Annotated in this window: 22 protein-coding genes; 6 read left to right on the forward strand and 16 right to left on the reverse strand. The window is 61.9% G+C overall.

Features of this window, described 5'->3' with window-relative positions:
* Nucleotides 1–39: 39 nt before the first annotated feature.
* From HT585_RS25205 to HT585_RS25220, 4 genes are all read right to left on the reverse strand, one after another.
* Complete coding sequence (locus HT585_RS25205; protein WP_246707923.1) at nt 40–285, reverse strand: autotransporter domain-containing protein; 246 nt, start codon at nt 283–285, stop codon at nt 40–42.
* Nucleotides 286–349: 64 nt separating this feature from the next.
* Nucleotides 350–2,134: a diguanylate cyclase gene (locus HT585_RS25210; RefSeq protein WP_176355548.1), complete on the reverse strand. Its 1,785-nt coding sequence runs from the start codon at nt 2,132–2,134 to the stop codon at nt 350–352.
* Between the two features lie 310 nt (nt 2,135–2,444).
* Nucleotides 2,445–4,655, reverse strand: coding sequence for a TonB-dependent siderophore receptor (locus HT585_RS25215; protein ID WP_176355549.1), 2,211 nt, complete (start codon nt 4,653–4,655; stop codon nt 2,445–2,447).
* A gap of 175 nt (nt 4,656–4,830) precedes the next feature.
* A complete protein-coding gene (locus HT585_RS25220; RefSeq protein ID WP_176355550.1) occupies nt 4,831–5,715 on the reverse strand; it encodes a helix-turn-helix domain-containing protein in 885 nt (294 codons plus the stop codon).
* A gap of 239 nt (nt 5,716–5,954) precedes the next feature.
* On the opposite strand from HT585_RS25220, the gene HT585_RS25225 reads away from it, so the two are divergent.
* Nucleotides 5,955–6,161, forward strand: a complete 207-nt coding sequence (locus HT585_RS25225; RefSeq protein ID WP_077502544.1) for a hypothetical protein — start codon at nt 5,955–5,957, stop codon at nt 6,159–6,161.
* 45 nt (nt 6,162–6,206) lie between these two features.
* Here HT585_RS25225 and bla read toward each other — a convergent pair whose 3' ends face one another.
* Nucleotides 6,207–7,067, reverse strand: coding sequence for a subclass B3 metallo-beta-lactamase (gene bla / locus HT585_RS25230; protein WP_246707925.1), 861 nt, complete (start codon nt 7,065–7,067; stop codon nt 6,207–6,209).
* A gap of 253 nt (nt 7,068–7,320) precedes the next feature.
* Between bla and HT585_RS25235 the strand changes: the two genes are divergently transcribed.
* Entirely contained in the window at nt 7,321–8,370 is a 1,050-nt protein-coding gene (locus tag HT585_RS25235; protein ID WP_176355551.1) for a polysaccharide deacetylase family protein, read from the forward strand.
* Nucleotides 8,371–8,464: 94 nt separating this feature from the next.
* Here HT585_RS25235 and HT585_RS25240 read toward each other — a convergent pair whose 3' ends face one another.
* Nucleotides 8,465–9,382, reverse strand: coding sequence for a LysR family transcriptional regulator (locus tag HT585_RS25240; protein ID WP_176355552.1), 918 nt, complete (start codon nt 9,380–9,382; stop codon nt 8,465–8,467).
* Between the two features lie 447 nt (nt 9,383–9,829).
* Between HT585_RS25240 and HT585_RS25245 the strand changes: the two genes are divergently transcribed.
* Entirely contained in the window at nt 9,830–12,283 is a 2,454-nt protein-coding gene (locus tag HT585_RS25245) for a penicillin-binding protein 1A (RefSeq protein WP_176355553.1), read from the forward strand.
* 1 nt (nt 12,284) lies between these two features.
* Nucleotides 12,285–14,024, forward strand: a complete 1,740-nt coding sequence (locus tag HT585_RS25250; protein ID WP_176355554.1) for a peptidoglycan D,D-transpeptidase FtsI family protein — start codon at nt 12,285–12,287, stop codon at nt 14,022–14,024.
* Between the two features lie 22 nt (nt 14,025–14,046).
* Here the strand turns inward: HT585_RS25250 and HT585_RS25255 are convergent, their stop codons facing one another.
* From HT585_RS25255 to HT585_RS25265, 3 genes are read right to left on the reverse strand one after another with little or no spacing between them, the layout of a single operon-like run.
* Nucleotides 14,047–14,451, reverse strand: a complete 405-nt coding sequence (locus HT585_RS25255; protein ID WP_176355690.1) for a DUF2177 family protein — start codon at nt 14,449–14,451, stop codon at nt 14,047–14,049.
* Between the two features lie 34 nt (nt 14,452–14,485).
* Nucleotides 14,486–15,151, reverse strand: a complete 666-nt coding sequence (locus tag HT585_RS25260; protein ID WP_176355691.1) for a ChrR family anti-sigma-E factor — start codon at nt 15,149–15,151, stop codon at nt 14,486–14,488.
* Nucleotides 15,151–15,681: a sigma-70 family RNA polymerase sigma factor gene (locus tag HT585_RS25265; protein WP_246707926.1), complete on the reverse strand. Its 531-nt coding sequence runs from the start codon at nt 15,679–15,681 to the stop codon at nt 15,151–15,153. Before HT585_RS25265 ends, HT585_RS25260 begins: the two co-directional genes overlap by 1 nt.
* 265 nt (nt 15,682–15,946) lie before the next feature.
* On the opposite strand from HT585_RS25265, the gene HT585_RS25270 reads away from it, so the two are divergent.
* On the forward strand, nt 15,947–17,299 hold the full coding sequence (locus tag HT585_RS25270) for an NAD(P)/FAD-dependent oxidoreductase (protein ID WP_176355556.1): 1,353 nt from the start codon (nt 15,947–15,949) through the stop codon (nt 17,297–17,299).
* The gene (locus HT585_RS25275) at nt 17,296–18,114 is read left to right on the forward strand and encodes a DUF1365 domain-containing protein (protein WP_176355557.1); all 819 of its coding nucleotides are present in this window, start codon (nt 17,296–17,298) and stop codon (nt 18,112–18,114) included. Before HT585_RS25270 ends, HT585_RS25275 begins: the two co-directional genes overlap by 4 nt.
* Before the next feature lie 9 nt (nt 18,115–18,123).
* Here HT585_RS25275 and HT585_RS25280 read toward each other — a convergent pair whose 3' ends face one another.
* The 7 genes from HT585_RS25280 to HT585_RS25310 form a co-directional block, all read right to left on the reverse strand.
* Complete coding sequence (locus HT585_RS25280; protein ID WP_246707929.1) at nt 18,124–18,891, reverse strand: SDR family NAD(P)-dependent oxidoreductase; 768 nt, start codon at nt 18,889–18,891, stop codon at nt 18,124–18,126.
* A gap of 73 nt (nt 18,892–18,964) precedes the next feature.
* Nucleotides 18,965–20,293, reverse strand: a complete 1,329-nt coding sequence (locus HT585_RS25285; RefSeq protein WP_176355559.1) for an MFS transporter — start codon at nt 20,291–20,293, stop codon at nt 18,965–18,967.
* Nucleotides 20,290–20,796, reverse strand: coding sequence for a DUF3833 family protein (locus HT585_RS25290; protein ID WP_176355560.1), 507 nt, complete (start codon nt 20,794–20,796; stop codon nt 20,290–20,292). The genes HT585_RS25285 and HT585_RS25290 overlap by 4 nt, the downstream gene beginning before the upstream one ends.
* A gap of 71 nt (nt 20,797–20,867) precedes the next feature.
* Complete coding sequence (locus HT585_RS25295) at nt 20,868–21,254, reverse strand: hypothetical protein (protein WP_246707931.1); 387 nt, start codon at nt 21,252–21,254, stop codon at nt 20,868–20,870.
* Between the two features lie 300 nt (nt 21,255–21,554).
* Nucleotides 21,555–22,157 carry a nitroreductase family protein gene (locus HT585_RS25300; protein ID WP_210270558.1) on the reverse strand — a complete coding sequence of 201 codons (603 nt, stop codon included), beginning with the start codon at nt 22,155–22,157 and terminating at the stop codon, nt 21,555–21,557.
* A 49-nt stretch (nt 22,158–22,206) separates the two neighbouring features.
* Nucleotides 22,207–22,410: a hypothetical protein gene (locus HT585_RS25305; RefSeq protein ID WP_176355562.1), complete on the reverse strand. Its 204-nt coding sequence runs from the start codon at nt 22,408–22,410 to the stop codon at nt 22,207–22,209.
* Nucleotides 22,411–22,611: 201 nt separating this feature from the next.
* Complete coding sequence (locus HT585_RS25310; RefSeq protein ID WP_176355563.1) at nt 22,612–23,208, reverse strand: DsbA family protein; 597 nt, start codon at nt 23,206–23,208, stop codon at nt 22,612–22,614.
* Nucleotides 23,209–23,223 lie beyond the last annotated feature (15 nt).

Here is a 23,223-nt window from a genome sequence, read left to right on the forward strand (position 1 = left end):
TCGGCAATGGCGGCAATGAGCCTCAGTCGCGATCGGTTTTTAGAACTGAACCTTGAGCCGCGGGTTGACGCCGTGATCGGACACGCCGGAACCGATCTGGCCGCAGTAGTTGACGTCAAGCGTCGCCGACGGTGCGATGTTGAAATCGACACCGGCCTCGACGATTGCCGCGTCCCTTGCGATTGGTGCCCCGGCAACCGAGAAGGCATCGCCACCCGAAAAAGCCCGGGCTTCACTAGCCGATGTCGATGCGCTTGTCACCGATAGCCTGCCCGACGTAGGCATTGTCGCCCTGCTGCCAAAGCACGGCGTGAGCATTCACCACGAGCCGCCATGCCCCCGGTGCTTGCTAGGTGACGACCAGACCTGACGAGCAGACCGTCATGTTCCGTCCTCGCGCCTTGGCGTCGAGCAGCGCCGCATCGGCCCGCGTCAGAAGCGTCGCCACCGTACCCTCGCGTGGCGACGAGGCGATGCCGATCGACACCGAAACGGAGCCGAGGATGCGGCCGCGATGCGAAAGCGGCGTGGTTCCGATCTTGTCACGCAGGCGCTCAGCGAATTCGAAGCCTGCAGCTTCGCTCATGTCTGGCAAAAGCATGGTGAACTCTTCGCCGCCAAAACGATAGGTCGTTCCAAGCTCGCCGGCTGCATCCAGCATGATCTGGGCGACATATTGCATCACCACGTCGCCGGCATCGTGGCCGAACTCGTCGTTGAAGCGCTTGAAATGATCGATGTCTATCATCAGGCAAACGAGTGGTTTTCCAGCCCGCTCGCGTAGTTGCTTGTTCAATGCTTCATCCAGGCACCGCCTGTTCAGCAGACCCGTCAGGGCATCACGGACCGCGAGATTGGTCAGCTTCTCGCGCAACTGCAGGTTGGCAACGGCAAGGCCGATGTTTTCCGCGATCAGTTCGAGATAAAGCCGCGACGTCTCAACCGCCGGCTGTTCTGGCGAGCGCTCCTCGAAATAGAGCAGTCCGATCGTATCGCCTTGCGCCGTCAGCGGTACGCAGAGGCCGGCGACATCGCTCTCGTCCAGATGCTGGCAGGCAATGTCGCTCTGGCCGCCGTTGCTGACATGCGGCCTGCCGCGGCGAAGCCCCCAGCAGGCGCTTGAGGGGAAAGTGTCTGCCGAATGCTGCGGGTCGAGCCAGGTGCCGACAAGCGTCAGCGACGTCCGGTTGTCATTGAGCACATAGAGATGGCCGGCAAGGTTGGGGAAGATCTGCGGCGCAAACCGTGCAACCACCTCCGCCAGTTCCTCCTGGATCTGGCAGGCCTGCAGCCGATGCATCATCTGCAGGATCAAGTCCTTGGTCTGCTGATCGAGCCGCCGCTCGGCATCCAGCCGATCGCGCTCGAGCCCGTTGGTGCGAAAGATATGGATCGCCTCGTTCATCTCGCCGATCTCGTCGCGACGGCGGTCGAGCGGGACTTCGACCTCGTAATCCTGCTTGGCGAGCCGGGTGACGATGCCCGTCATGCGCACAAGCGGCATCGCCACCCGCCGCTTGAGCACGAAATAGAGAACGCCGAGGAAAAGTGCTGCCGTGATCGCAAGCATCGTCCTTGCGGCAAGGCCGAACCAGTCGCTGCGCTCCTTCGCCTGCTCCAGCACCGCACCAGTCCTGGCCTTGGTCAGTTCGCGGAAGCGGACGACCGTTTCAAGCAACGCGGTCTGAAGACGGTCATGTTCCGGGCCGAAGAGCATCTGTTGCGCCGCCGCCTGATCGCCCTTCTGATAGGCGACGATCGCCGCGACCTCGATCTTGTCGAGCGCCTCCGCCTCGCGCTCAACCTCCTGAAGCGCCGCCAACTCCTTCGGCGACGCGCCGAATTCGCGCACATTGCGGATTGCCGCCTCGTGGGCGCGCTCTTCCTCTTCCTTGCCATGGAAGCGTTCGAGGTGGCGCAGGTCTCCCCGCATCACGTAGAGGCGCGCAGCGTCGCTTCGCTCTTCCGCGCCGAGCGCAAGATCCTCGCCAAGCGTGTCGAGCACAAGGTGCTGCTCGGCCGCCTGCCGCTCCTCGATCGCACTGTTCGTCGACAGGATGAAGGCCACACCGGACAATCCGGTCAGGAGGACCGTGACGCCGTAGGCCCAGTTTGTAATCGCATTGATTCTCATGGGATGAACTATAGCCGATGCCGATTGAGAGCGAATTAAGCGCTTCGGCCGCTTTTGGCGACAGTTTTTCTGCAGACAACGGCTGTGCGCCTCACGCTGTCTGATTGGCTGGCACGGTCGCACCGATCCGGCGACACGTTCGATGAAGGCGCCCCTGGCATTTCGCGACCCTGCCGGACTTCGATCTTCTGGAAATCACACCGCATGCAGCAGTGACCGCAACGGTCCGTTCTGGAACGCGCCAACGGCATCGGGACCGGCTGCAGCCAGTCCCGATGCCGTTGGCATAAATTGTACCGCTAAAGCCCGGTTACCATTGCTTGCTGAGCTTCAAGGTAAATGTCCGGCTTTCGCCATAGCCGCAGACCGAAAGTCCCTGGCACCCCTTCACATATTCCTTGTCGAAGAGGTTGGAGACATTCAGCGATGCCGCCCAATCATTCTTCTCATAACGGATTGCCGCGTCGACCAATGCAGCCGATTGGACCTTGCGTGTGTTCTCCGCATCGGCCCAGGACTCCCCCTGGTACCTGACGCCAGCGCCAAGGCTGACCCCCTCGAGCGCTCCGGACGGCACCGTATAGTCGAGCCACAGCGATGCCTGAGCATTGGGAACCAGGTAAGGCGTCTTTCCCACCAGCGCCGTATTGGCGTCCTCGGTCACCTCGAGATCGATGAAATCAAGGCCGGCGATCAGCTTCCAGTCTTCATTGATGTTGGCCTTGCCCTCAAGCTCGATGCCGCGGGAGCGGACCTCGCCCGTCTGGGTGGAAATGCTCGTCAACGGGTTGGTCACAAGCGCATTGCGTTTGGTCAGCTGGTAGAGCGATGCGGTCAGTACACCGTCGAAGAACGTCGGCTCGTACTTCACCCCGACCTCGAACTGTTCACCTTCCTGGGGCTTGGTATTTCCTGTGGCGGTCACCGCCACGATCGGGTTGAAGAAAGTTGCAACGCTGACATAAGGCGTCACGCCGTTGTCGAATTCGTAGGCAAGGCCGGCGCGGCCGCTGAAAGCGCCTTCGTTGTAGCTGAAGGTGTTGTCTTGCGTGGGAGCCCAGAAGGTCGGGCCGTTCCGGGTGTTGGTGTCCACGTAGTCGTAGCGGCCATTGAGCGTAACGAGCCAGCCGTTGCCAAACCGGATCTGATCCTGCGCGTAAACGCCCAGTTGCTGCTGCGTCACCACCTGGTTGATATAGGTGGCGTTGGCGGGCTGCGGCGCCCCGTAAATCGGATTCGTTGCGCTGATGGGTGTCGCAGGCGATGAAGCCTGGACATGGTCCAGCCGATAGTACTTGTAGTCGAGGCCAACGAGCAGCGTGTGTTCCAGTGCCCCGGTCTCGAATTCTCCCTCGACACGGTTGTCGACAGCGAAGGTATCGACCTTCGATGTCGCCTCAAACCCTAGGCGATAAAGCAGATTGTTCGGAGTGGCGGGCACCGTCGACGACGGAAACGGCAGGCTCGGATCGTAGTAGCCGTAGGGATATGGACCGTTCTCATGCTTGTAGAGATGGCCATAACGCAGGTTCTGACTGAACTGCCATCCACCTTCGAACTCGTGCTTGAATTCATAGCCGACCATCTGCTGGACATAGGTGCCCTCGTCCAGATCGGGTTCGCCAAAGAATGCATCGCGATCGATCTTGCCGAACGGCGCGTCGACGACGGTGCCGACATAAGGCAGGAAGCCGTTGCCGACATGCACCTGGTCGAGGCCCTGCAGAACGCCATAGACCGTCAGGCTGGTCGCATCGTCGGGTGCGTACGTGATCTGCGGAATGAGCAGGCCGCGCAAATCGTTGGAGAAGTCGGTGTAGGTGTCGCCGCCCGACACCTTGCCGGTGACGCGATACTGGATAGTGCCGTCGTCCGTCAGCGTGTCGTTGACGTCGAAGCCGGTGAAGGCGTTGCCGTCGCTGTTGATGCCGATCTCTGTGTAATAGAGCGGCTCATCGCGTGGCCGCTTGCTGATCAGGCTGATGATGCCGCCGGGGTTGGCACCACCGTAGAGCACCGAGGCTGGCCCTTTGAGCACTTCGACCCGCTCCAGCATGAACGGGTCGATCTGGAAGCCGCCGAAGCCGAAGCTGAACAGCGACAGACCGTCGAGAAACACGCCTGTCTGCCCGGCGTCGAAGCCACGAATGTAGTACCAGTCCGTATCGGCATCGACGCCGAAAGGCTCGGTGGTAACGCCGGGCGTGTAGCGCAGCGCCTCGTCGATCTTGTTGACCACGCCGCGATCGTCGAGTTCATCGCGACCGATGACGGAGACGGATTGCGGAATTTCGGCGATCGGCGTCGCCGATTTCGAGCCGGTCGTCGAGGCTTTGGCCACATACCCCTCGACCGGGCCGGTGGCGTCGTCGCGCCCGCCCTGCGCCTGCACCTCGATCTTCTCGAGTTTCGTTGTGCTGGCATCCTGGGCAACCGCGACGGTCGACACCAACAGCGCGATGCCGGCGACGCCGCTCGTAAGCAGTTCCTTCAAACGCACACCCTTACCGTCATGCTGCATCGTATCGTCGCCCCTGGTTGCCCGGCCTGCTATCCCCACAGCGTAGAGCCTGGCTGACTGCTGATAAGATGACCGTTTATATCAAGTATTAGAGTGGGGCTTGTTTCGATCGGCGAAAGTTGAACGCTCTTGGGCAAATATGTGTGGGCAACTGTTCGACGCCGAAGGCATTTGCTCAAGCGAGCCGGCTTCTTTTCCAAAGCGCCGGCGTAACCCCGACGGCCTTGCGAAAGGCGCGAGTGAAGTGCGCCTGATCCGAAAAACCGGTTTCGGCAGCGATCTCGGTCAGAGACGCTTCATTCTTCAGGAGAAGATGCTTTGCCCGCTCGATCCGGGCATTCGTCTGCCACTGGTGCGGCGCCACGCCGGTCGAAGCCTTGAAGGCGTGGCTGAAGTGCGATTGCGAAAGTCCGGCAAGGCTCGCCAGCTCCTCCAGCCTGATGTTGCGAACGCTGTTTTCCTCGATGTACTCCACGACGCGACGCAGTTGCCACGATGCAAGCTGGCTGCGCTTGCGGGCACTGTTGCGGTTGAGCTTCATCAGGTCGATGAAAAGAGCGACCGCCAGCCCGTCGCCATAGAGATCGTGAAGAGGCTGCGGGTTCAGGCATTCCGAAGCGATCAGCCGGGCGAGCTGGAGAAACCGCTCGTCCTCAAACATCAGCCGCGGCACGTCGCACTGGCCTGTATCGAGGTCCTCCATCAGCCGCCGGCTGAGGATGTTGATGTTGAAGTGCAGATCGAGATGGCGGATATATCTGACATCGACCACATCCGCCCAGATCTCCATGCCGGCCGGGATGTAGGAGATCGCCTGGTCTCGGTCGTTCTGGACGGTGCCGTTCGCCTGGGATGAGAGTTTGACGTTGCAGCGGCTCCCACCCTGCGCATCCAGCACGATGAACATCCGGGGATCATTCGATACGTAATAGCCGCCTGCATGCGGCTCGCACTCGACATCCCACACATCGGCGATAATCCCGTTCCACTCCCGACGATGCAACTCGCCCAGGACCTTGAAACCGGCAATCTTGTTCTGCATCCGCGGCTGAAAGGTCATGATCGCGTTGCCCGTCTTCGGGAAGGTGGCTCTTCTTATTCCTTCACTCACTACTCAACTTTAAACTCTGACGGAAGTCCCCCTGCGATTGCTTTTGAAAGGGACGCTGTACCGGCCGGTAGAGTAACCGCGCCGACAAGGAAGGTATTTCAAGCAATCCACATAAAAGCATCACGCGAGCGGTCGCCTGCGCAGGCAATCTGGATGTATGGCTTGCCTGAAGAGATCAGGAGACCCCGATGGAAACCGTTGAAATCGCCGACCGCAGCGAGTTTGCCCTCTGGGCAATCCAGCGCGCCCAGGAAATCGTCGTGACCGAAGGCGCGTCTTTCGCGATGGCGGCGCGAGACATGGACGACGCGGCCCTGAGTGCCGCGGCCGCAGCCCTCGGCAAGGCCATCAGCGAGGCCATGCTCGAGGTGTTTGACGGTCTCGTCTCGGACTGAGCCGCCAGAGGCAAAGGGCCGCGCGAAAGGCGGCCCTGCCCCCTCTCATTGTCTCGCCTTCTGTCTTGCAAGCTCCTTCTGGAAGGTCGCGCGGGATTTTTGAACGATCTGGCCGAGCAGATCAGGATCGACGAAGGCATCCTTGTCGCCTGCGTCGCGCCGTGCCGCCCTTCCGAGAACATCCGCGAATTCCGGATGCGCCGGCAGCACCACGTCCGCCTTCATGGCGGCAAGCCGGTCGAAGCTCACCTCGAAATCGCCGACGATACCGGGGTAGCGCTTGTTGGCGAACAGCTTGTTGCCGGCAACGGTGACGCTGCAGGGAAAAACCACTTTGAGCGCGCGTCCGGCCTCGGTCACCGACGTCGACCAGGTGGTGCAGCCTGGTGTGTGTCCTGGCGTCAGCGTCGCCTGCATGCTGATATCTCCGAGCGTCACGACGTCGCCGTCGGCAAGAACATGGTCGACCTTCACCGGCGGAAACGTTCCGCGCCTATAGCTGGTCTCACCGTCATGCAGGCCGTTTTCCAGCGCCCAGCGATCGGCCGCGATCGCATGGAGCTTGGCGCCGCTGTCGCGCTTAATCTGGGCAACCCCGGCGACATGATCATAGTGGGCATGACTGGTGACGATGATCTTGATATCGGAGAGCTTGAAACCGAGCGCGACGATGCTCGCCTCGACAAGGCTGGCGGTGTTCTTCAACGTGCCGTCGAGCAGAATGGCGTCTCCACCCGAGGTAATGAGATAGGCCGAAAGCCCCTTGGTGCCGACGTAATAAATGTTGCCGACGACATGGAACGGTATTGTCGGCTGCGACCACACTGTGTTGTCGGCTGTGGCCGCACTGGCCATGCAGAAGGTGGCGACCGCCGTCGCCAAAACACGCCTCATCATTTTTCTCATGGAAGTCTCCGCATCTCGAATTTGGTTTTCGCGAACCTTGGATGCGCCTTGCCTAAGCAGCCGCGCCGAGGACGGCAAACGACGATAATTTGCGGCAGCCATTAGAATTATTTGGATTTCGACCATCGGTGGCGATCACCAGCGGCAGCCGTGCCGCTGACGATTGCGGCAGCGAGAAAATTTAGACCACGCAATGCTCATGCAACCCTTGAGACCGAGTGTCGCTCTTATTGCCACCAGCAGAAGAGGGACGATGGTGAAGGGAAACGGGCTTCACCGCGACAGCGGCACACAGCAAAGCGTGGCTCGGGCTTGCGTGCGAAAGGTTTGCCCGATCGGGCGCTTCCTGCTGCTTGCCTTCACACCCTGGCTCGCCCTCGTTTTCTTCCTTGTCGAGGCTCATGCCGAGACCAAAGGCTATGCTCGAGAGAAAACCGTCGCCATCACATTCGACGACCTGCCGCACGCCCGCGCCGGCGAGGACGGAACGGACGGACCTTCAGTACAAAGGATAGACGCGGCGAATACCCACATTCTTTCGGCCCTCAAGGCACACAAGGCGCCGGCGATCGGCTTTGTCGTGGAAAGCAAGGTGCGCGCCGTCGGGCCGCGAGCCAAAGCCATACTGAAGAGTTGGACCGGCCCGCGGCTGACGCTCGGCAATCACACCTTCTCGCACGCTGACACCAATGCGCTCGACCTTGCCGGCATCAAACGCGAGATCGTCGATGGCGAGCACACGGCGCGGCAACTCCTCAAGGCCGCGGGAAAGGGGCTGCGTTTCCTGCGGCTCCCTTACAACCACACCGGCGACACACCGGAAAAGCAGAAGGCGATCGCCGCGCTTGCGGCGAAGCGTGGCTACACGATCGCCGCCACGACTATCGACACCTCGGACTACGTCTTCGATCGCGCCTATGAACGTGCTCTTGCCGAGAACGACACGGAAGCGGCCCACCGCATCAGGACGGCCTATCTGATGCACACCCAGCGACAGATCGCCTATTACGCCGATCTCAACGCGCAGGCCCTTGGCTACGAACCGCCAGCGATCATGCTGCTGCACGTCAACCGACTGAATGCAGACGCAATGAAGGGGATCCTGTCGCTGTTCGAAGAGAGCGGTTACGACTTCGTCACGCTCGAGAAGGCGCAGGCGGATGCCGCTTATCGGCGACCACTTTCCTATGCAACGAAACACGGTCCGATGTGGGGTTATCGCTGGGCGAAAGACAGAAACGTACAGGTTGATGGCAGCCACGAAAGAGAGCCGCCGGAATGGATCGTCAGTTACGGCGAATAGCCACAAGCCGAAGCTGTTGGCCTGGCAGCCCCACCGGGCCAACGCCGAGATATCGCCTTCAACTGTCGGAGCTCGCGCCCAAATGCGGCGCCGCCTACGCCGAACTGCTCGCCGCCGGTACATCGGCTTGCAGGGAGCTGTCTTCCTTTTCTGCCATCAGCCAATCGTGGAAGGCGGACATCGCCAGCGTCGGGGGGCGCGATTTCAGCCGCGTCAGCCAGTAGCTCCCCATTGACGTATAGACGCTGAAAGGCTGGCGCACCGTTCCGTTCGACAGCAGCCGGGAAAACATGAGAGGCGGCGCAAGTGCAACGCCGATGCCCTGGGCTGCCGCCTCCATCATGGCAAGCGACGAATCAAACACGACACCTTTGAGAAGCGGCGCCGGATAGGTGATACCGGCTGCGGCAAACCAGTTTACCCATTCATCCGCCCGGTAGGAGCGCAGCAGCGTGTGGCCGAGGAGATCTGAAGGACGACGCAGCGTATCGGCCAGTTCAGGAACGCACAGGACCGAAAGCGGCGCTTCGAACAGCCGCGTCGCCTCGATGTTGTGCCACGAACCGCTGCCGAAGCGAATGGCGTAGTCGAGCCCCTCGGCCGCCATGTCGACGCGATTGTTGTTCGTCGACAACCGGATATCGATGAAGGGATACTTTTCCTGAAAATCCGCCAGCCGGGGCAATAGCCAGCCGACGGCAAAGGTGCCGACGGCGCCGATCATCAGAACTTCGCGAAGATGCCCGCCCTCGAACCTCTCCAGCATATCCGCCATGCGATCGAAGGAATCCTGAAGCACCGGCAGCAACGCCTCGCCCTCGGCCGTGATCATCAGGCCGCGCGGCAGGCGCTTGAACAGCGTCACGTTGAGGCGGCTTTCCAGGAGCTTGACCTGATGGCTGACAGCCGCCTGCGTCACGCACAATTCGATCGCCGCGCGGGTGAAGCTCAGATGTCTTGCAGATGCCTCGAAAGCGCGCAGGGCATTGAGAGGGAGATGCGGCCTGACCATGAATGCCCTAATTCAGCTAATGGGTCCTGCAAATAAACGTCGTTTGCCGCCTCGGCACAAGCCCTTTACGGTGAACTCATGTCGGCACCCCGTCTCGTATGGGCGAGGCCGCCCACACATCGAGGTTTTGGCCCTCGTCGATACGCCCCCGTGGAGGATCCAACCAATGTGCCGTCTCAACTGAACGTCCACCAGGCACGCGCCCTGCACATTTCGCACCGTCACGCCGGCGTCGACCGTCGCCGCGCGCCAAAGCGGCGCGTCGCAGCCTTTGGTGGCAAAGGTGGGCGACGAACCCCCCTCTGAGGGAATAGACGAAACACCGGGCTCCTAGGCCTGGTCCGGCGCATCGCCTTGACGCAACAGACCTGCGCACGCCAGCCGCTCACGCCTGCAGCGGATGGCGAAGCCATGTCCTTCGAACCATGAAAGCCGCCGACATCCGTCATGAAATTCACTGCAAACCTTCTCGCGACCCTGATCAACCTTGTTGCGCTTCTCGGCGTCGGGCTGGCATTTTGCGTTGCGGCCCTGACACGTGACCTGCCGGACCATCGGGCGCTGGCGACCTGGGAGCCGGCGGTCACCACACGGCTTTACGCCGGCGATGGCGCCATGATCGCGCAATATGCGCGAGAACGCCGGTTGTTCCTGCCGATCGGCGCCATACCGGCGCGGGTCAAGCAGGCGTTCCTTTCCGCCGAGGACAAGAACTTCTACCTTCATCCCGGCATCGACCTGACGAGCCTTGCCACCGCGCTCTGGTCGAACGTTGCCAACTACAGCTCCGGTCGCCGCATGATCGGTGGCTCGACGATCACGCAGCAGATCGCCAAGAACTTCCTGCTGTCCTCCGACAGGACGGTGGAGCGCAAGCTGCGAGAAGCGATCCTTTCGATCCGCATCGACCAGACCTATTCCAAGGACCGCATCCTCGAACTCTATCTCAACGATATCTATCTCGGTCTTGGCGCATACGGGATCGCGCAGGCCGCGCTGACCTATTTCGACAAGCCGGTCGATCAGCTAACGGTGGCCGAGGCAGCCTATCTCGCCGCCCTGCCGAAGGCCCCGAACAACTACGACCCGCACCGCCATCCGGATCGCGCTGTCACCCGGCGCGACTGGGTCATCGAACAGATGCGCCGCAACGGCGTCATCGCTGCCGAGGTTGCGGCCGCAGCGACCGCTTCGCCGCTCGGCATCAAGCCGAAGCGACAGGAGGTATCCTCTGACAAGGCAGACTACTTCACTGAGGAAGTGCGGCGCCAGCTGGGAACGCGTTACGGCGAATCCGCCCTCTACACCGCCGGGCTCTCGGTGCGCACGACGCTCGATCCGCTGTTGCAACAGGCGGCCATGCAAGCGTTGCGAAAGGGCCTGATCGCCTACGATCAGGCAAAAGGCTACCGGGGGCCGCTCGCCCGTCTGCCCTCGCTTGATGGGTGGCAGCAGGCACTCGCCAAACGCCAGCCACTTTCGGATGTGCCGGAATGGCAGCTGGCTGTCGTTCTCTCCGCCGCCAAGGACAAGGCCGAACTCGGCCTCAGGCCCAAAGCGGCAGACGCGTCGCCAACGTCCGCGCGAACAGCCACGATCAAGCGCGAGGACACGGCCTGGGCCTTGTGTCGGCTCGCCGAAGGCAAGCGTCGTTGTGCCACCTCGCTCGACGGCGTGTTGTCACCGGGCGACGTCGTCTATGTCGAGAAACTGGAGGCCGGCTATGTCCTGCGCCAACCGCCGCAGGTGCAGGGAGCACTGGTCTCGATGGATCCGAACACCGGACGGGTGCTGGCAGTCGCCGGCGGCTTTTCCTACGCCCAATCCGAATTCAACCGCGCGACCCAGGCCTATCGCCAGCCGGGCTCGTCGTTCAAGCCGTTCGTCTACGCCGCAGCGCTGGACACCGGCTATGCGCCGACAACGCTCGTCATGGACGCGCCGATCGCCATTCCCGATGGCACCGGCAAGACATGGCGGCCGAAGAACTATGACGGCCGCTTCAGCGGCCCCTCGACGCTGCGCACGGGGCTTGAGAACAGCCGCAACCTGATGACCGTGCGCCTTGCGCGGCATCTGGGCATGAATCTCGTCGCCGACTACGGCAAGCGCTTCGGCCTCTACGACGAGTTACGCACCTACCTGCCGATGGCGCTCGGCGCCGGCGAAACCACGCTGCTCAGGCTCGTTTCCGCCTATGCCGTCATCGCCAATGGTGGCAAGGCCATCAATCCCTCGATGATCGACCGCGTCCAGGATCGCTATGGCCGAACCATCTACCGCCAGGACAGCCGCCAGTGTGCCGACTGCAACGCGCTTACCTGGGAAAACCAGGAAGAGCCTGATCTCGTCGACATCAGGGACTACGTGCTCGACCCGATGACGGCCTATCAGATCACCTTGATGATGCGTGGCGTCGTCGAACGAGGCACCGCCCGCAATGTCGCCACCCTCGGCGTCCCGATCGCCGGCAAGACCGGAACCACCAACGACGAGAAGGACGTCTGGTTCGTCGGCTTCACGCCCAACATCGTCACCGGCGTCTTCCTCGGCTACGACACGCCGAAGCCGATGGGCTACGGCGAGACCGGCGGCGGGTTGGCCGCTCCGATCTTCATCGACTTCATGAAGGTGGCACTTCAGGGAAAACCGGTGGCCGACTTCCACGCCCCGGCGGGCATGACCTTCCAGGCTGTCGACCGCAAGACGGGACGGTCGGTTGAGGAAGGCGCGCCGGGCGCCATCGCCGAAGCCTTCAAGCCGGGGACCGGCCCCTGCGACGGCAACTGCCCCATCATCGACGACCGGGAGACGGCCGAGTTGCCAGCCACTGATGCCGACAATGAGCTCTCTCCCGAGCTGCGGGAAAAACTGCTCGGCAATACCGGAGGGCTCTACTGATATGGCTCAACGCATTTCATCGCGCGCGGATCGTCGCAAGCGCATCGCCTTTCTGATCACCGGGTTCGTCGTCGTGTTCCTGACGATGCTCGGGCGCTTGATCCAGCTCGGCACGGCCGAGATCGAGACTACAGGCTATGTGCCGAAGCACCCCTCGGTCGGCCGCCCCTCGATCCTCGATCGCAACGGCAACCTCTTGGCGATCGACGTGCCTAGTTCCGGCGTCTATGCTGAGCCGCGCTTCATCGTGGACGCCGATGAGGCGGTCGAAAAGCTGACGGCCATCTTTCCGGAACTCGATGCTCGCGAGTTGCATCAGCGCCTGAAAAGCAAGGCGCCCTTCGCCTGGATCAAGCGGCAGGTTACGCCGGCACAAGAGCAGGCGCTCTGGGACACCGGCATTCCTGCGGTCGGTTTCCAGCGCGAAAAGCGGCGCGTCTACCCGAACGGTTCGCTTGCCGCCCACGTGCTTGGGAGCGTCGACATCGACAATATCGGCATCGCCGGCATCGAGAAGTGGATCGAGACACAGGGGCTCGACGTGCTGCGCCAGACCGGCATGGATCTCTCGCATCAGAACCTGCAGCCTGTCACGCTGACGCTCGATATCCGCATCCAGCACGCGCTGCAGATCGAGCTTGCCAAGGCAATCGAGAAGTTCGGGGCGAAGGCCGGCGCCGGGCTGGTGCTCGATATCACCAATGGCGAAGTCCTGGCGCTTGCCTCGGCCCCGGACTTCGACCCGAACAATCCGGCCGATGCGCTCAAGCCCGACCGCATCAACCGCATTGCCGCGGCCACCTTCGAGATGGGCTCCACCTTCAAGGCGCTGACCACGGCCATGGCGCTCGATTCCGGACAGTTTGGCATCCGCTCGGTGATCGACGCCAGCAGGCCGCTCGCCTTCGGCCGGTTCCGCATCCGCGACTATCTCGGCAAGTATCGGCCGCTCAGCCTGCCGGAAGCCTTCATCTATTCCTCCAACATCTCGATGGCAAAAATGGCGATCGCGCTTGGGCCGGAGAATTTCCGCGCTTTCCTCTCGCGTTTCGGCCAAATGTCGCGGCTGACGACCGAGTTGCCGGAAAGCGCCCATCCGCAGCTTCCGCGCTCCTGGGGGCAGATCGACACGGCAACCGCATCCTACGGCCACGGCATTGCGGTCACGCCGCTGCAGGCAAGCATCGCCGTTGCAGCCCTTGTGAATGGCGGCCGCCTGATCAGGCCCACCCTAATCAAGGGCTCTAATGTCGAGGAGCGGCTCCTTGCCACTGACCTCATCAAGCCCGAAACCGGCGAGGCCATGCGCTTTCTGCTTCGCCTCAACGCCAGGACCGGTTCGGCTCGAAAGGCCGAGGTCAAGGGCTACTTCATCGGCGGCAAGACCGGTACGGCCGAAAAGGTCGTCGGTGGCCGCTATGCCAAGGATCTCAATCTGACATCCTTCATGGGCGTTGTGCCGGCAGATAACCCGCGCTACCTGCTGCTGACCATCCTGGACGAGCCCAAGGGCCTGCCGGAAACCCACGGCTTTCGCACCTCCGGCTGGAATGCGGCGCCGCTCGGCGGCGCGGTGTTCGAGCGCATTCTGCCGATGATGAACCTGATGCCGTCCTTCGAGGTTCGCGACGTTACGTTTCCGTCGATTGCGGCCCAGAATGCCTATGGCTCGGAGCTGTTCTCCGGCCCGAACCGGGGCGAACACTCAGACCCGGCAATGCCGCCGGGCACTCCTTTATAACGAGTGTAGATGGCCGGAGCGCCTAAAACGCAGAGACGCGAGCTGCGGCATGATATCCCGCGGTCGCGGCAATCGCGGTCAGGGCCGCGCCCCAGATCATGTCGACGATCGTCAGCGTCAGCGACCAATTGCGAAGCGTCGCCAGATTGCTGAGGTCATACGTGCCATAGGCGACGAGCCCGAGAATGGCCCCTGCCATCAGCGCAGTGGTCCAGCTCCCTGCTTGAAGTGCTGGAGATACGGCGAAGTAGACGATACCGGCCACGTAAATCACGTAGAAGGCGCCTGCGGCGCTCAAGTTGGGTTGATCAAGCAGCAGCCCGCCCAATCGCTCGCGATAGAACCCGGATGCGACACGCATGAGCCACAAAAAATCCAGAACCAGGAACACGAATGCGGTAGCGAGGTACGCGACGACATGCACCAGCATCAAGTCTGCTCCCTTCGGATGGGCCGATCGCTCATATTCCGAGCACCGGCTGGATGAGCCGGACCAACCAGCTCTTGAACTTCAAAGGCGCATCGGTGACTGCAAGGCATATGCAATCCTCACCTTCGCTTGCCAGAGGTTGATGCGTGAGGCCGGCATCCGCCTCCTCCAGATCGCCGCGCGCAAAGACATCGCTGCCATCGCGGAAACTTCCGGCGAGCACGAGGGTCAGTTCCTGCCCCGAGTGGCCATGCTCAGGAACGGGCTTGCCGGCCGGTATCCTCAGCAGCCTTGCAATGGTGCTGGTATCGGCCAAGCGGATCGGGATCTGGTAGGCCCCCATCCCGAGCGAGCGCCATTTGAGGCTGTCGATATCGCCGCCGAGATAAGAACGCAGCGGCTCCGGCAAGATTGGCTCGGCACGGGCCACCGACAGGCGGCCTTCCGTTGGATGCGAAACGCCCGTTGCCGCATTCTCGAGCCTGCTGCGCATGCGAGCCCAGGCATCATCGGGTGCCGTGCCAGTCGATATGTTTTCGAGAAGCGCTCCCCCGATCGTCTCCATCTTCGCCAGGCGTTGGCGACAGGACGGGCAAAGCGCAAGATGCGTGGCAACCGCAAGGCTCCAGCCTTCCGCCAGTTCGCCCGAAGCATAGCGCAACAGCAACTCGTCGCTGACGTGGTGGTTGATCGACATCATCGCTCCTCCAATGCTGCGCGCAGCTTGGCAAAGGCGAGACGGATACGCGACTTCACCGTGCCGAGCGGGATCGAGAGGGCCTCGGCAATGGCGCTGTGGGAGTCGTCCTCGTAGAAGGAACGCTTCAAAAGATCGAGCTGCTCGGCCGGCAATGTCGCCATCGCGCGGTGCAGCCGCTCGGCCTCCTGAAACGCCTCAAACGCCATGTCGGCAGGCGGCGCATCATCCTGAACGAAGGCGGGATCATTCAGGTCGAATTCTGGTCGCTTCGTCCGGCGGTAGACATCGATCCGCACGTTTCGAGCAATCGTATAGATCCAGGTCGAGACGGTGCCACGCGAAGGCTCAAACTGGGCTGCCTTGTTCCACACGACCATCATAGTTTCCTGCATCAGTTCTTCGGCGGCAGTCCCATCCCTGCAGAGACGCGCCATATAGGCCTTCACGCGCGGCGCGTAGTGGCGAAACAGCACCTCGAAGGCCTCGACATCCCGGTTCAACCCGACCGAAACAAGCAAGTCGGACATATCGTTCGTCGGTGGTTCCTGGTCGTTTTCATCCATGCGTACGCGCTTGCTCCCGCTTTTCGGCAAAACCCTGGCAAGACGATCCGGGCTTGGCTTCCGGTCGTTTTCGCATGGTGCCGCGAGGATGGGAACAGCGATTGTCATGGGGCTTGATACGGAACGCTGGAACGGGCGGATCACCGCGCCGAAAAATTATTCGGGCGATCGATCCAATCGCGACACGGCTTCGTACTGATGAGCAGGTAAAAACGTGAGAGGTTCGTGAATGGATGTCGGGGGCAGAGAAAAGCGGCAACAGCGGCGCGTTGCGGTCATCGGAACCGGCATTTCAGGCCTTTCCGCAGCGTGGCTGCTCAGCAAGAGCATGGATGTCGTTCTTTATGAAGAAGCCGACCGCCTCGGAGGGCATGCCAACACCGTGACCGCGCCTTCACCGATCGGCCCGGTGTCGGTCGATACCGGCTTTATCGTCTATAACGACCGTAACTATCCTAACCTCGTGGCGCTCTTCGACCACCTCGACGTCCCGACGCTTGCCTCCGACATGTCGTTCTCGGCATCGCTCGATGGCGGATCTTTCGAATACTCAGGCTCCGGATTGCGCGGACTTCTCGGCCAGAGGCGAAATGCGGTGCGTCCGCGCTTCTGGCGGATGCTGTCGGAAATCGTCCGGTTCTATCGCGAGGCGCCGCCCCTGCTTCGGCAACCGGAGTTCGAGGCGGTCTGCCTCGGCGACTATCTCGACCGCGGCGGCTACGCCCGCTCCTTCGTCGACGATCACCTGCTGCCGATGGGTGCAGCCATATGGTCGACAACGGCCAGCGAAATGCGCGCCTATCCGCTGCATGCCTTCATCCGCTTCTTCGAAAGCCATGGCCTGCTTTCCCTTTCGAACCGGCCGCGCTGGCGAACCGTGGACGGGGGCAGCCGCCAATATATTCAACGGCTGATGGCCGACTACTCGGGTTCCGTGAGGCTCGCGAGCGCCGTGCGCAGCGTCCGCCGTATCGGTGGTGAGGTCGAGGTCGTGGATCGGCGCGGTCATCTCGACCGTTTTTCGGATGTGGTCATCGCCACCCATGCGGACCAGGCACTTGCGATGCTGGACGATCCCGACGGCCAGGAGCGCCATCTGCTGTCGGCCTTCAAATACACGGCCAATGATGCGGTTCTCCATTGCGACGAGACCCTGATGCCCCGGCGCAAGCAAGTCTGGGCGAGCTGGAACTATATCGGCGACAGCGCGCACGAAGGCGTAAAGCCGCTCTGCGTGACATATTGGATGAACCGGCTGCAGGGCATCAATCCGTCGGCGCCCCTGTTCGTGACACTGAACCCCTGCCGCCCGGTTGCACCGGAGCGCACGCTTGGAACTTTCGCCTACACCCACCCACTCTTCGATCAGGCCGCCCTCGTGGCGCAACGTCAACTCTGGCAGTTGCAGGGACGCCGCAACACTTGGTTCTGTGGTGCCTATTTCGGCAGCGGCTTTCATGAGGACGGACTACAATCGGGCCTCGCCGTCGCGGAAGAACTCGGCGGCGTCGATCGACCCTGGGCGGTTCACGAGCCGTCAGGCAGAATTTTCCGCAGCGAAGCATTGTTGGCAGCCGAATGAGCTTGAAATCCGCGATATACACCGGGCACGTCGCCCATGCCCGCCATCGCCCCCGCTCACACCGGCTGCGTTACCGCGTGTTTTCGCTGCTGCTCGATCTCGACGAACTGCCCAGCCTCGGCACGCGCAGCCGATTGTTCGGCTACAACCGCGCGGCCATCTTCAGTTTTCGCGACGAGGATCACGGCGATGGCAGCAGAGGCGGTTTGAAAGGCTGGGTCGGCCGACAGCTGGAGGACGCCGGACTGCCGGCGGATGACCTGCGTGTGCGCGTGCTCTGCTATCCTCGAATTTTCGGTTACGTCTTCAACCCGCTGACCGTCTACTTCTGCTACCGGCCCGACGACAGCCTGTGCGCCGCGCTTTATGAAGTCTGCAACACCTTCCACGAGCGCCACACCTACGTCATTCCGGTCGGCGAACCATCCGGTGGCTCGATCAGGCAGCGTTGCGACAAGGCGCTCTACGTGTCGCCGTTCACCCCCATGGCAAGCCGCTACGACTTTCGCGTCGAGCCGCCAGTTGAGCGCGTTTTCGTGGGGATCAATCAGTCGGACAACGATGGTCCGCTTCTGGCGGCGAGCTTTGCCGGAAAACATGTCGCTTTCTCTGACAAGGCGCTGCTGAAGCTGCTTCTCGCCTATCCCCTGATGACCCTGAAGGTCATGGGCGCGATCCATGTGGAGGCGTTTCGGCTATGGCTGAAAGGCGTGCCCGTTCATCCGCATTCGGCAGCAAACCTGCCGCGCGCCACCACCATCGTCGTCGAGGAAAGCGTTTTGCGGCCGAGCGACGCGAAAGCACGGGCCAGTTAACAGCTCACCTCAATCGCGCAGCATTCGTCGCGTGATCGCAAATCTCAGGCGGGCGGGCATCAGCCTCAAGGCTTTCATTGCCACAGCCATCTGCCAGGGGAAGATGATCTCGTAGCGGCGCGCCTTCAGCCCGCGCGCTATTATTGCCGCCGCCTTGTCCGCCGGCACGAGGAACGGCATCGGAAAATCGTTCTTCTTCGTCAGAGGCGTATCGACGAAACCGGGATTGATCAGGCTGAGATCGATCCCCTGCTTGCGGAGGTCAGGATAGAGCGCCTCGCACATGGCAATCAGCGCCGCCTTGCTCGCGCCGTAGGCCGCCGCACCCGGCAAGCCGACGAGGCCGGCCGTGGAGGCGACGACGGCGATGTGCCCGCTGCCGCGCGCGAGCATCTGCGCCATGACCACTTCCAGGCAATGCACCGTGCCGAGAAGGTTCAGATTGACGATCGATGAGAAGCGGGCAGCATGGAAATCCCGCACACCATCGCGCGCGTATGTACCGGCCGAAAACACCGCGAGATCCACCGGCCCGAGGCGGTCCTCGATCAGGCCGAAGGTTTTGGCGACAGCCGCACCGTTGGTCACGTCGAGCGGAAATGTAAAGATCTGGCCGGGAACGGCATCCTCAAGCGCCAACAGATCCTCCTTGCTGCGCGCGCTGACGGCGACCTCCCAACCCTCGCGCGCCAGTTCCACCGCAAGCGCGCGCCCGATGCCGCTGCTGGCGCCAGTGATCCAGGCAATCCCGGCGGTTCCGGAAGTCTTGCGCCTCATTGTCTCAACAACCAATTTCATCACCCGAACGATATTTCGACATATGCAGATACGGTGTGCCACGGCAGATGGTTCACATCGCCTCGATCTTTTGCCTCAAGGCGCGCTGCTCGACCTCCCCGATCGGAAAACGCCACATCAGCGCAATCGCCGCGAGCTTGGCGGGGATCGGTAGCCAGGCGTAAAGCATCGAAAGCGCATTGAGCGCTTCGGCGGAATTGTTGCCCTCACCCGAAAACCCGGCAAGGGCAAGCAGCGGAAAGACGATACCGACTGCCGCGGCAAGCGACAGCTTGGTCGCAAGGCTCCAGGCCGCGAAATAGAGGCCGGACCGCTGTTCGCCCGAAGAGGCCGTATCCTGATCGATCACATCCGCCTGGATGGCAGGGGGCAGCACCAGATCGAAACCGAGCATCAAGCCCGTCGCGACGCAGATGGCAACGAACAGATAGACATCGCCCGGCCCAAGAAAGCCGGCCACGGCGAAGATGGCGCACGCCACGGCCATTGCGATGCACCAGGCCCGATGCTTGCCGAGGAAGCGGGCGGAGAAAAGCGCAAGCGGAACGCCCGCAAGTCCGCTGACGAAATAGGCAAGCAGCAACGGCCCGCTCCATTGCGGCGCCTCCAGCCGCTGGCCAACGAAATAAAGGAACAGCGTTGCCGGAACGGCATTTGCAAAACCGTTCAAGACAAAGGCAAGGATCAGCCGCCTGAAGGGCCTGTTGGCAGCAAGAAACCGCCCCGCATCTCCAAGCGAGAGACGATGCCTCGATCTGTCCTGTGGTTCGGGCACGCAAAGGAATGCGACGCAGGCCGCAAATGGCAGAAACACCGCGACAAAGACAGCGAGCGGTTGAAGGCCGACTGGGCTCGACAGTGCCCCATCGCCGACCGCGAATGGCAGACCAATAGCGCATACCGTGCCGATCAGCGTTGCGCCCTCTCTCCAGGCGGATACGCTCAGGCGACCCGAATAGTCGTTCGCCAGTTCCGCTCCCCAGGCGGAATAGGGCAGCAGCGTGCCCGTGTATCCGAGCGACAGAACGGTTCCCCAAAGAGCGAGATAGGCAAGCCCGGCATCGTCCGGCGGCCAAAACAGCATGAAGGCGCCAAGCGCGGTGGGGGCGGACGCGACCAGAAACAGCGTGCGCCGGCGGCCGGCCCTCGCGCTGATCCGGTCCGACAGCCAGCCGATGGCCGGATCGGCGATCGCATCGACAATTCGGATCGCGAGCAGCATAAAACCGACTGCGCCAAGCGGCAAACCGAGCGTGCTCACATAAAAGGTCGGAACGACGATGTAGAGTGGCAGGGCGAGCGCCGCCAGGACAACCGCGGGCAGCGCGTAGGCAAGCAACAAGCGGCTTGTCAGCGGGTGCTGGCCTGAGCGAAGCGTCATCGCCGGGACCGTCGGAATGTGACGTTCGTCCATGCAACGGGCAGGCCGTACTTCGTCACAAGCGCCGTGTTTCTGACCTCGCCGTCGTCGCCGAGCACCATGAGGTCGTGGAACCGGACTTTGTTCTTCCGGGCAGCGTCGAGATAGACGACATAGGAGAACCGCGCCTTGCGGCCTTCGATCCTGACTGGCACGCTGCCGACCACATCCTCACGCGAGCCGAGATATTCCCCCGGCCCCGTCTTGCGAAACCGCCAGGTCTTTGTATCCCGCGCACCATCATCGAATGTAAAGTCTTCGCGAAGCGTCAGCGTCTCTCCGTTCCAGCGCCCCAGCAAGGCGACCGAGAACCGTCGCGACACACCGTTGATCGCGGTGAAACTGCCGGTCGCCTGGGATTTGCCCACGAAGTAGCGTTCCAGCGAGAAGACGGGGTCTCGCGCCTGAGCAAAGATCGGGAATGCGAAGATTGAAACCAGGAAGGCAATGGCCACCATACGCATAAAGAACCTCCCGTGGTCGACGGTTGTCGCAAGAGTTGAAGTCGGTTTGGCTCGAACGGCGGTGCACCTTGTCATAGCGCCGGCCCGATGCGCGCGGTTCCCTTGTCGCCGTTGTTCTGGATCCAGCGGATGCGCGTTTCATCGAGGCGGTAAAGCTCGAAACAGAGCTGCGAACCGTCGTACCAGGTGCTGAACTTCTGGCAGAGCCGGTCACCGTCTATCCACCAAGTGCCGCTATCGCGTGGGCGGGTGAACTTTCCCAGCCCCAAAGCTTCGCCAGTACCATCGACGCGGCCGTCACGGCGGTAGTTCAACGGGAACTCTCCGCCGAACGGAACGGCAAGAAACACCGTCCTGCCGACGATCTGGTCGCGGATGTTTTCGGCCGACAGTCGGTCCGATGCCGCATGACTGGAATGGGCAACGAGCATGAACAACAATACGATCAGCAGACGCATACGCTCCTCCATATTGCATTGGGGGGACGGGTCAGGTTCTTCCCTGAGAGGTACGCGGCATCGCTCGCCTCGGATCACCGACGGCGGTCGAATTCCTGAATGATAGAAGGCATCGAAGTGCGGCTCCCGAGCGGAAACCAGAACAAGGGCGCGACAGCGGTGATCTCGCAATCATCTGCAGGGACGCAGAGTCGACCGAGCGCCCAGGCGCTGGAAATGTCGGTGATGAGGCGTGGTATTTGCCGCTTGCGGCGTTTCGGCCGGCTCGTCCGTTGCCACAGGCGAGCCGGCCGACTGACGTCAGGCCTGTTCGAACCGGCCTTCGGAAACGATCTCTGAGAGCGCCTTTCGCGGACTTGGGACTTCGCGCTCTCTCAGCCCTTCGGGCAATTGCGCCTTGTCGCCGATCCTGCCGATCGCGACCGCAGCCTCGACGCGGTAGTCGGAAGGAATTCTGAGCTCGGTCCGTGCCCGATCATAGTCCAGGCCTGCCATGCCATGCGCCTGCCAGCCGGAATAGGCGGCCTGCAGCGCCAGTGCGCCCCAGGCGGCGCCGGTATCGAACGAGTGCGTGTAGGAGGGCACTTCTTCGTTGGCGCCCGGCGCCAGCAGCGTTGTTTTCGACAACACGAAGATCAGCGCGGACGCGTCCTTCGCCCAGCTTTGGTTGAAGGCGTTGAGGATGCCGAACAGCTTGTCCCAATGCTCCGTGCCGCGGCGGGCATAAATGAAATGCCAGGGCTGGGCATTGTAGGCCGAAGGTGCCCAGCGCGCCGCCTCCAGAATGCCGAACAATTCGGCTTCAGCGATGTCCGCTCCGGCATAGGCGCGTGGCGACCAGCGTTCGAGAAAGAGCGGATTGATCGGGTGGCCGGCGATCCGCGAGTTGATTTCGATGGTCATGGTTTTCCTGTGTGTTGGCTTTGGTATCTGCTCTCAGCCGCAATCGCCGTCACCAGGCCTCGTAACGCTCCGGTCGGCGCTTGAGATTGGAAATCTCGTCCGAAAGTTCGGCGATGCGATCACGAAGGTCGTTCGTCGTTCCGTCCTCGAAATCGTCGATGCCGAAACAGTCCCTTGCTTCGTAGAGCTCAAGCTTGCCTTGCAAGACATCCCGGATCGCGCTCAAGCGTTCATATTGTCGCAGGACACTCATGACACACCTCGTCAAAAGCCACCGTTGTTTAGAAATGCCCAAACAACGAAAAAGGTTTCGTTCGATTGCTCGGCTTCAAGCATTCCGAAAATTATCGAGTTAAACAGTAGATTAAAGGAACCTCGGCCCAAAGATCGTGCCGGGTTTGGAAAAGTGATCCGGCGGCGTGCCGAGAGCATTCAATGCTAGCCTACGCCATAGCTACGGCCTTTCGCCTTTCAGGTGCTGCTCAAGGAACGGCAGGCTGTCCTGGCCCCAATAGATCTCGCCGTCGTAGCCGAAAGTCGGAAAGCCGAAGACGCCGCTCCGGACGGCTTGATCCCGATCGGAGGCCCATTTCCCGGCGACGTCTTCATCATTTTCCCGCGCGCGCAGGGCGCCGCCGTCGAAACCCGCTCGGATGGCCACCGCCTCGCGCACGTCAGGCTGGCCGATATCCTCCGCACCGACCCAGAAGGCTTCCTGCAGCACCTGCGTCAACGCGAGCCAGTCCTTGCCGTCGAGATAGGCGGCAATCACCAGCCGCGACGCAGGCGTCGGATCGGCGAGCTGTGGACGGCCATCGATAAGAAGGTCCTTCCCGCGGGCCCGGCTCCACCGCTTCAGGTCGCGCGTGCCGTATGCCCGGCGCGCCTCCGGCTTGTTGCGCGACAGGATGCCGCCATTCTCCTCGATCACGGTCGTAAGGTACGGCGTGATTTCCGCTTCGTGGCGGCGTGCGAGAGTGGCAAAGGCTTCGAGCCCGATGAACGACCAGGGGGAGCCGATCGAGAAGAAATAGTCGATGCTTTTCGTCACTGCGGAAATGCCTTC

The sequence above is a fragment of the Ensifer oleiphilus genome, from assembly GCF_013371465.1.
In the GTDB taxonomy this organism is placed as follows: domain Bacteria; phylum Pseudomonadota; class Alphaproteobacteria; order Rhizobiales; family Rhizobiaceae; genus Ensifer; species Ensifer oleiphilus.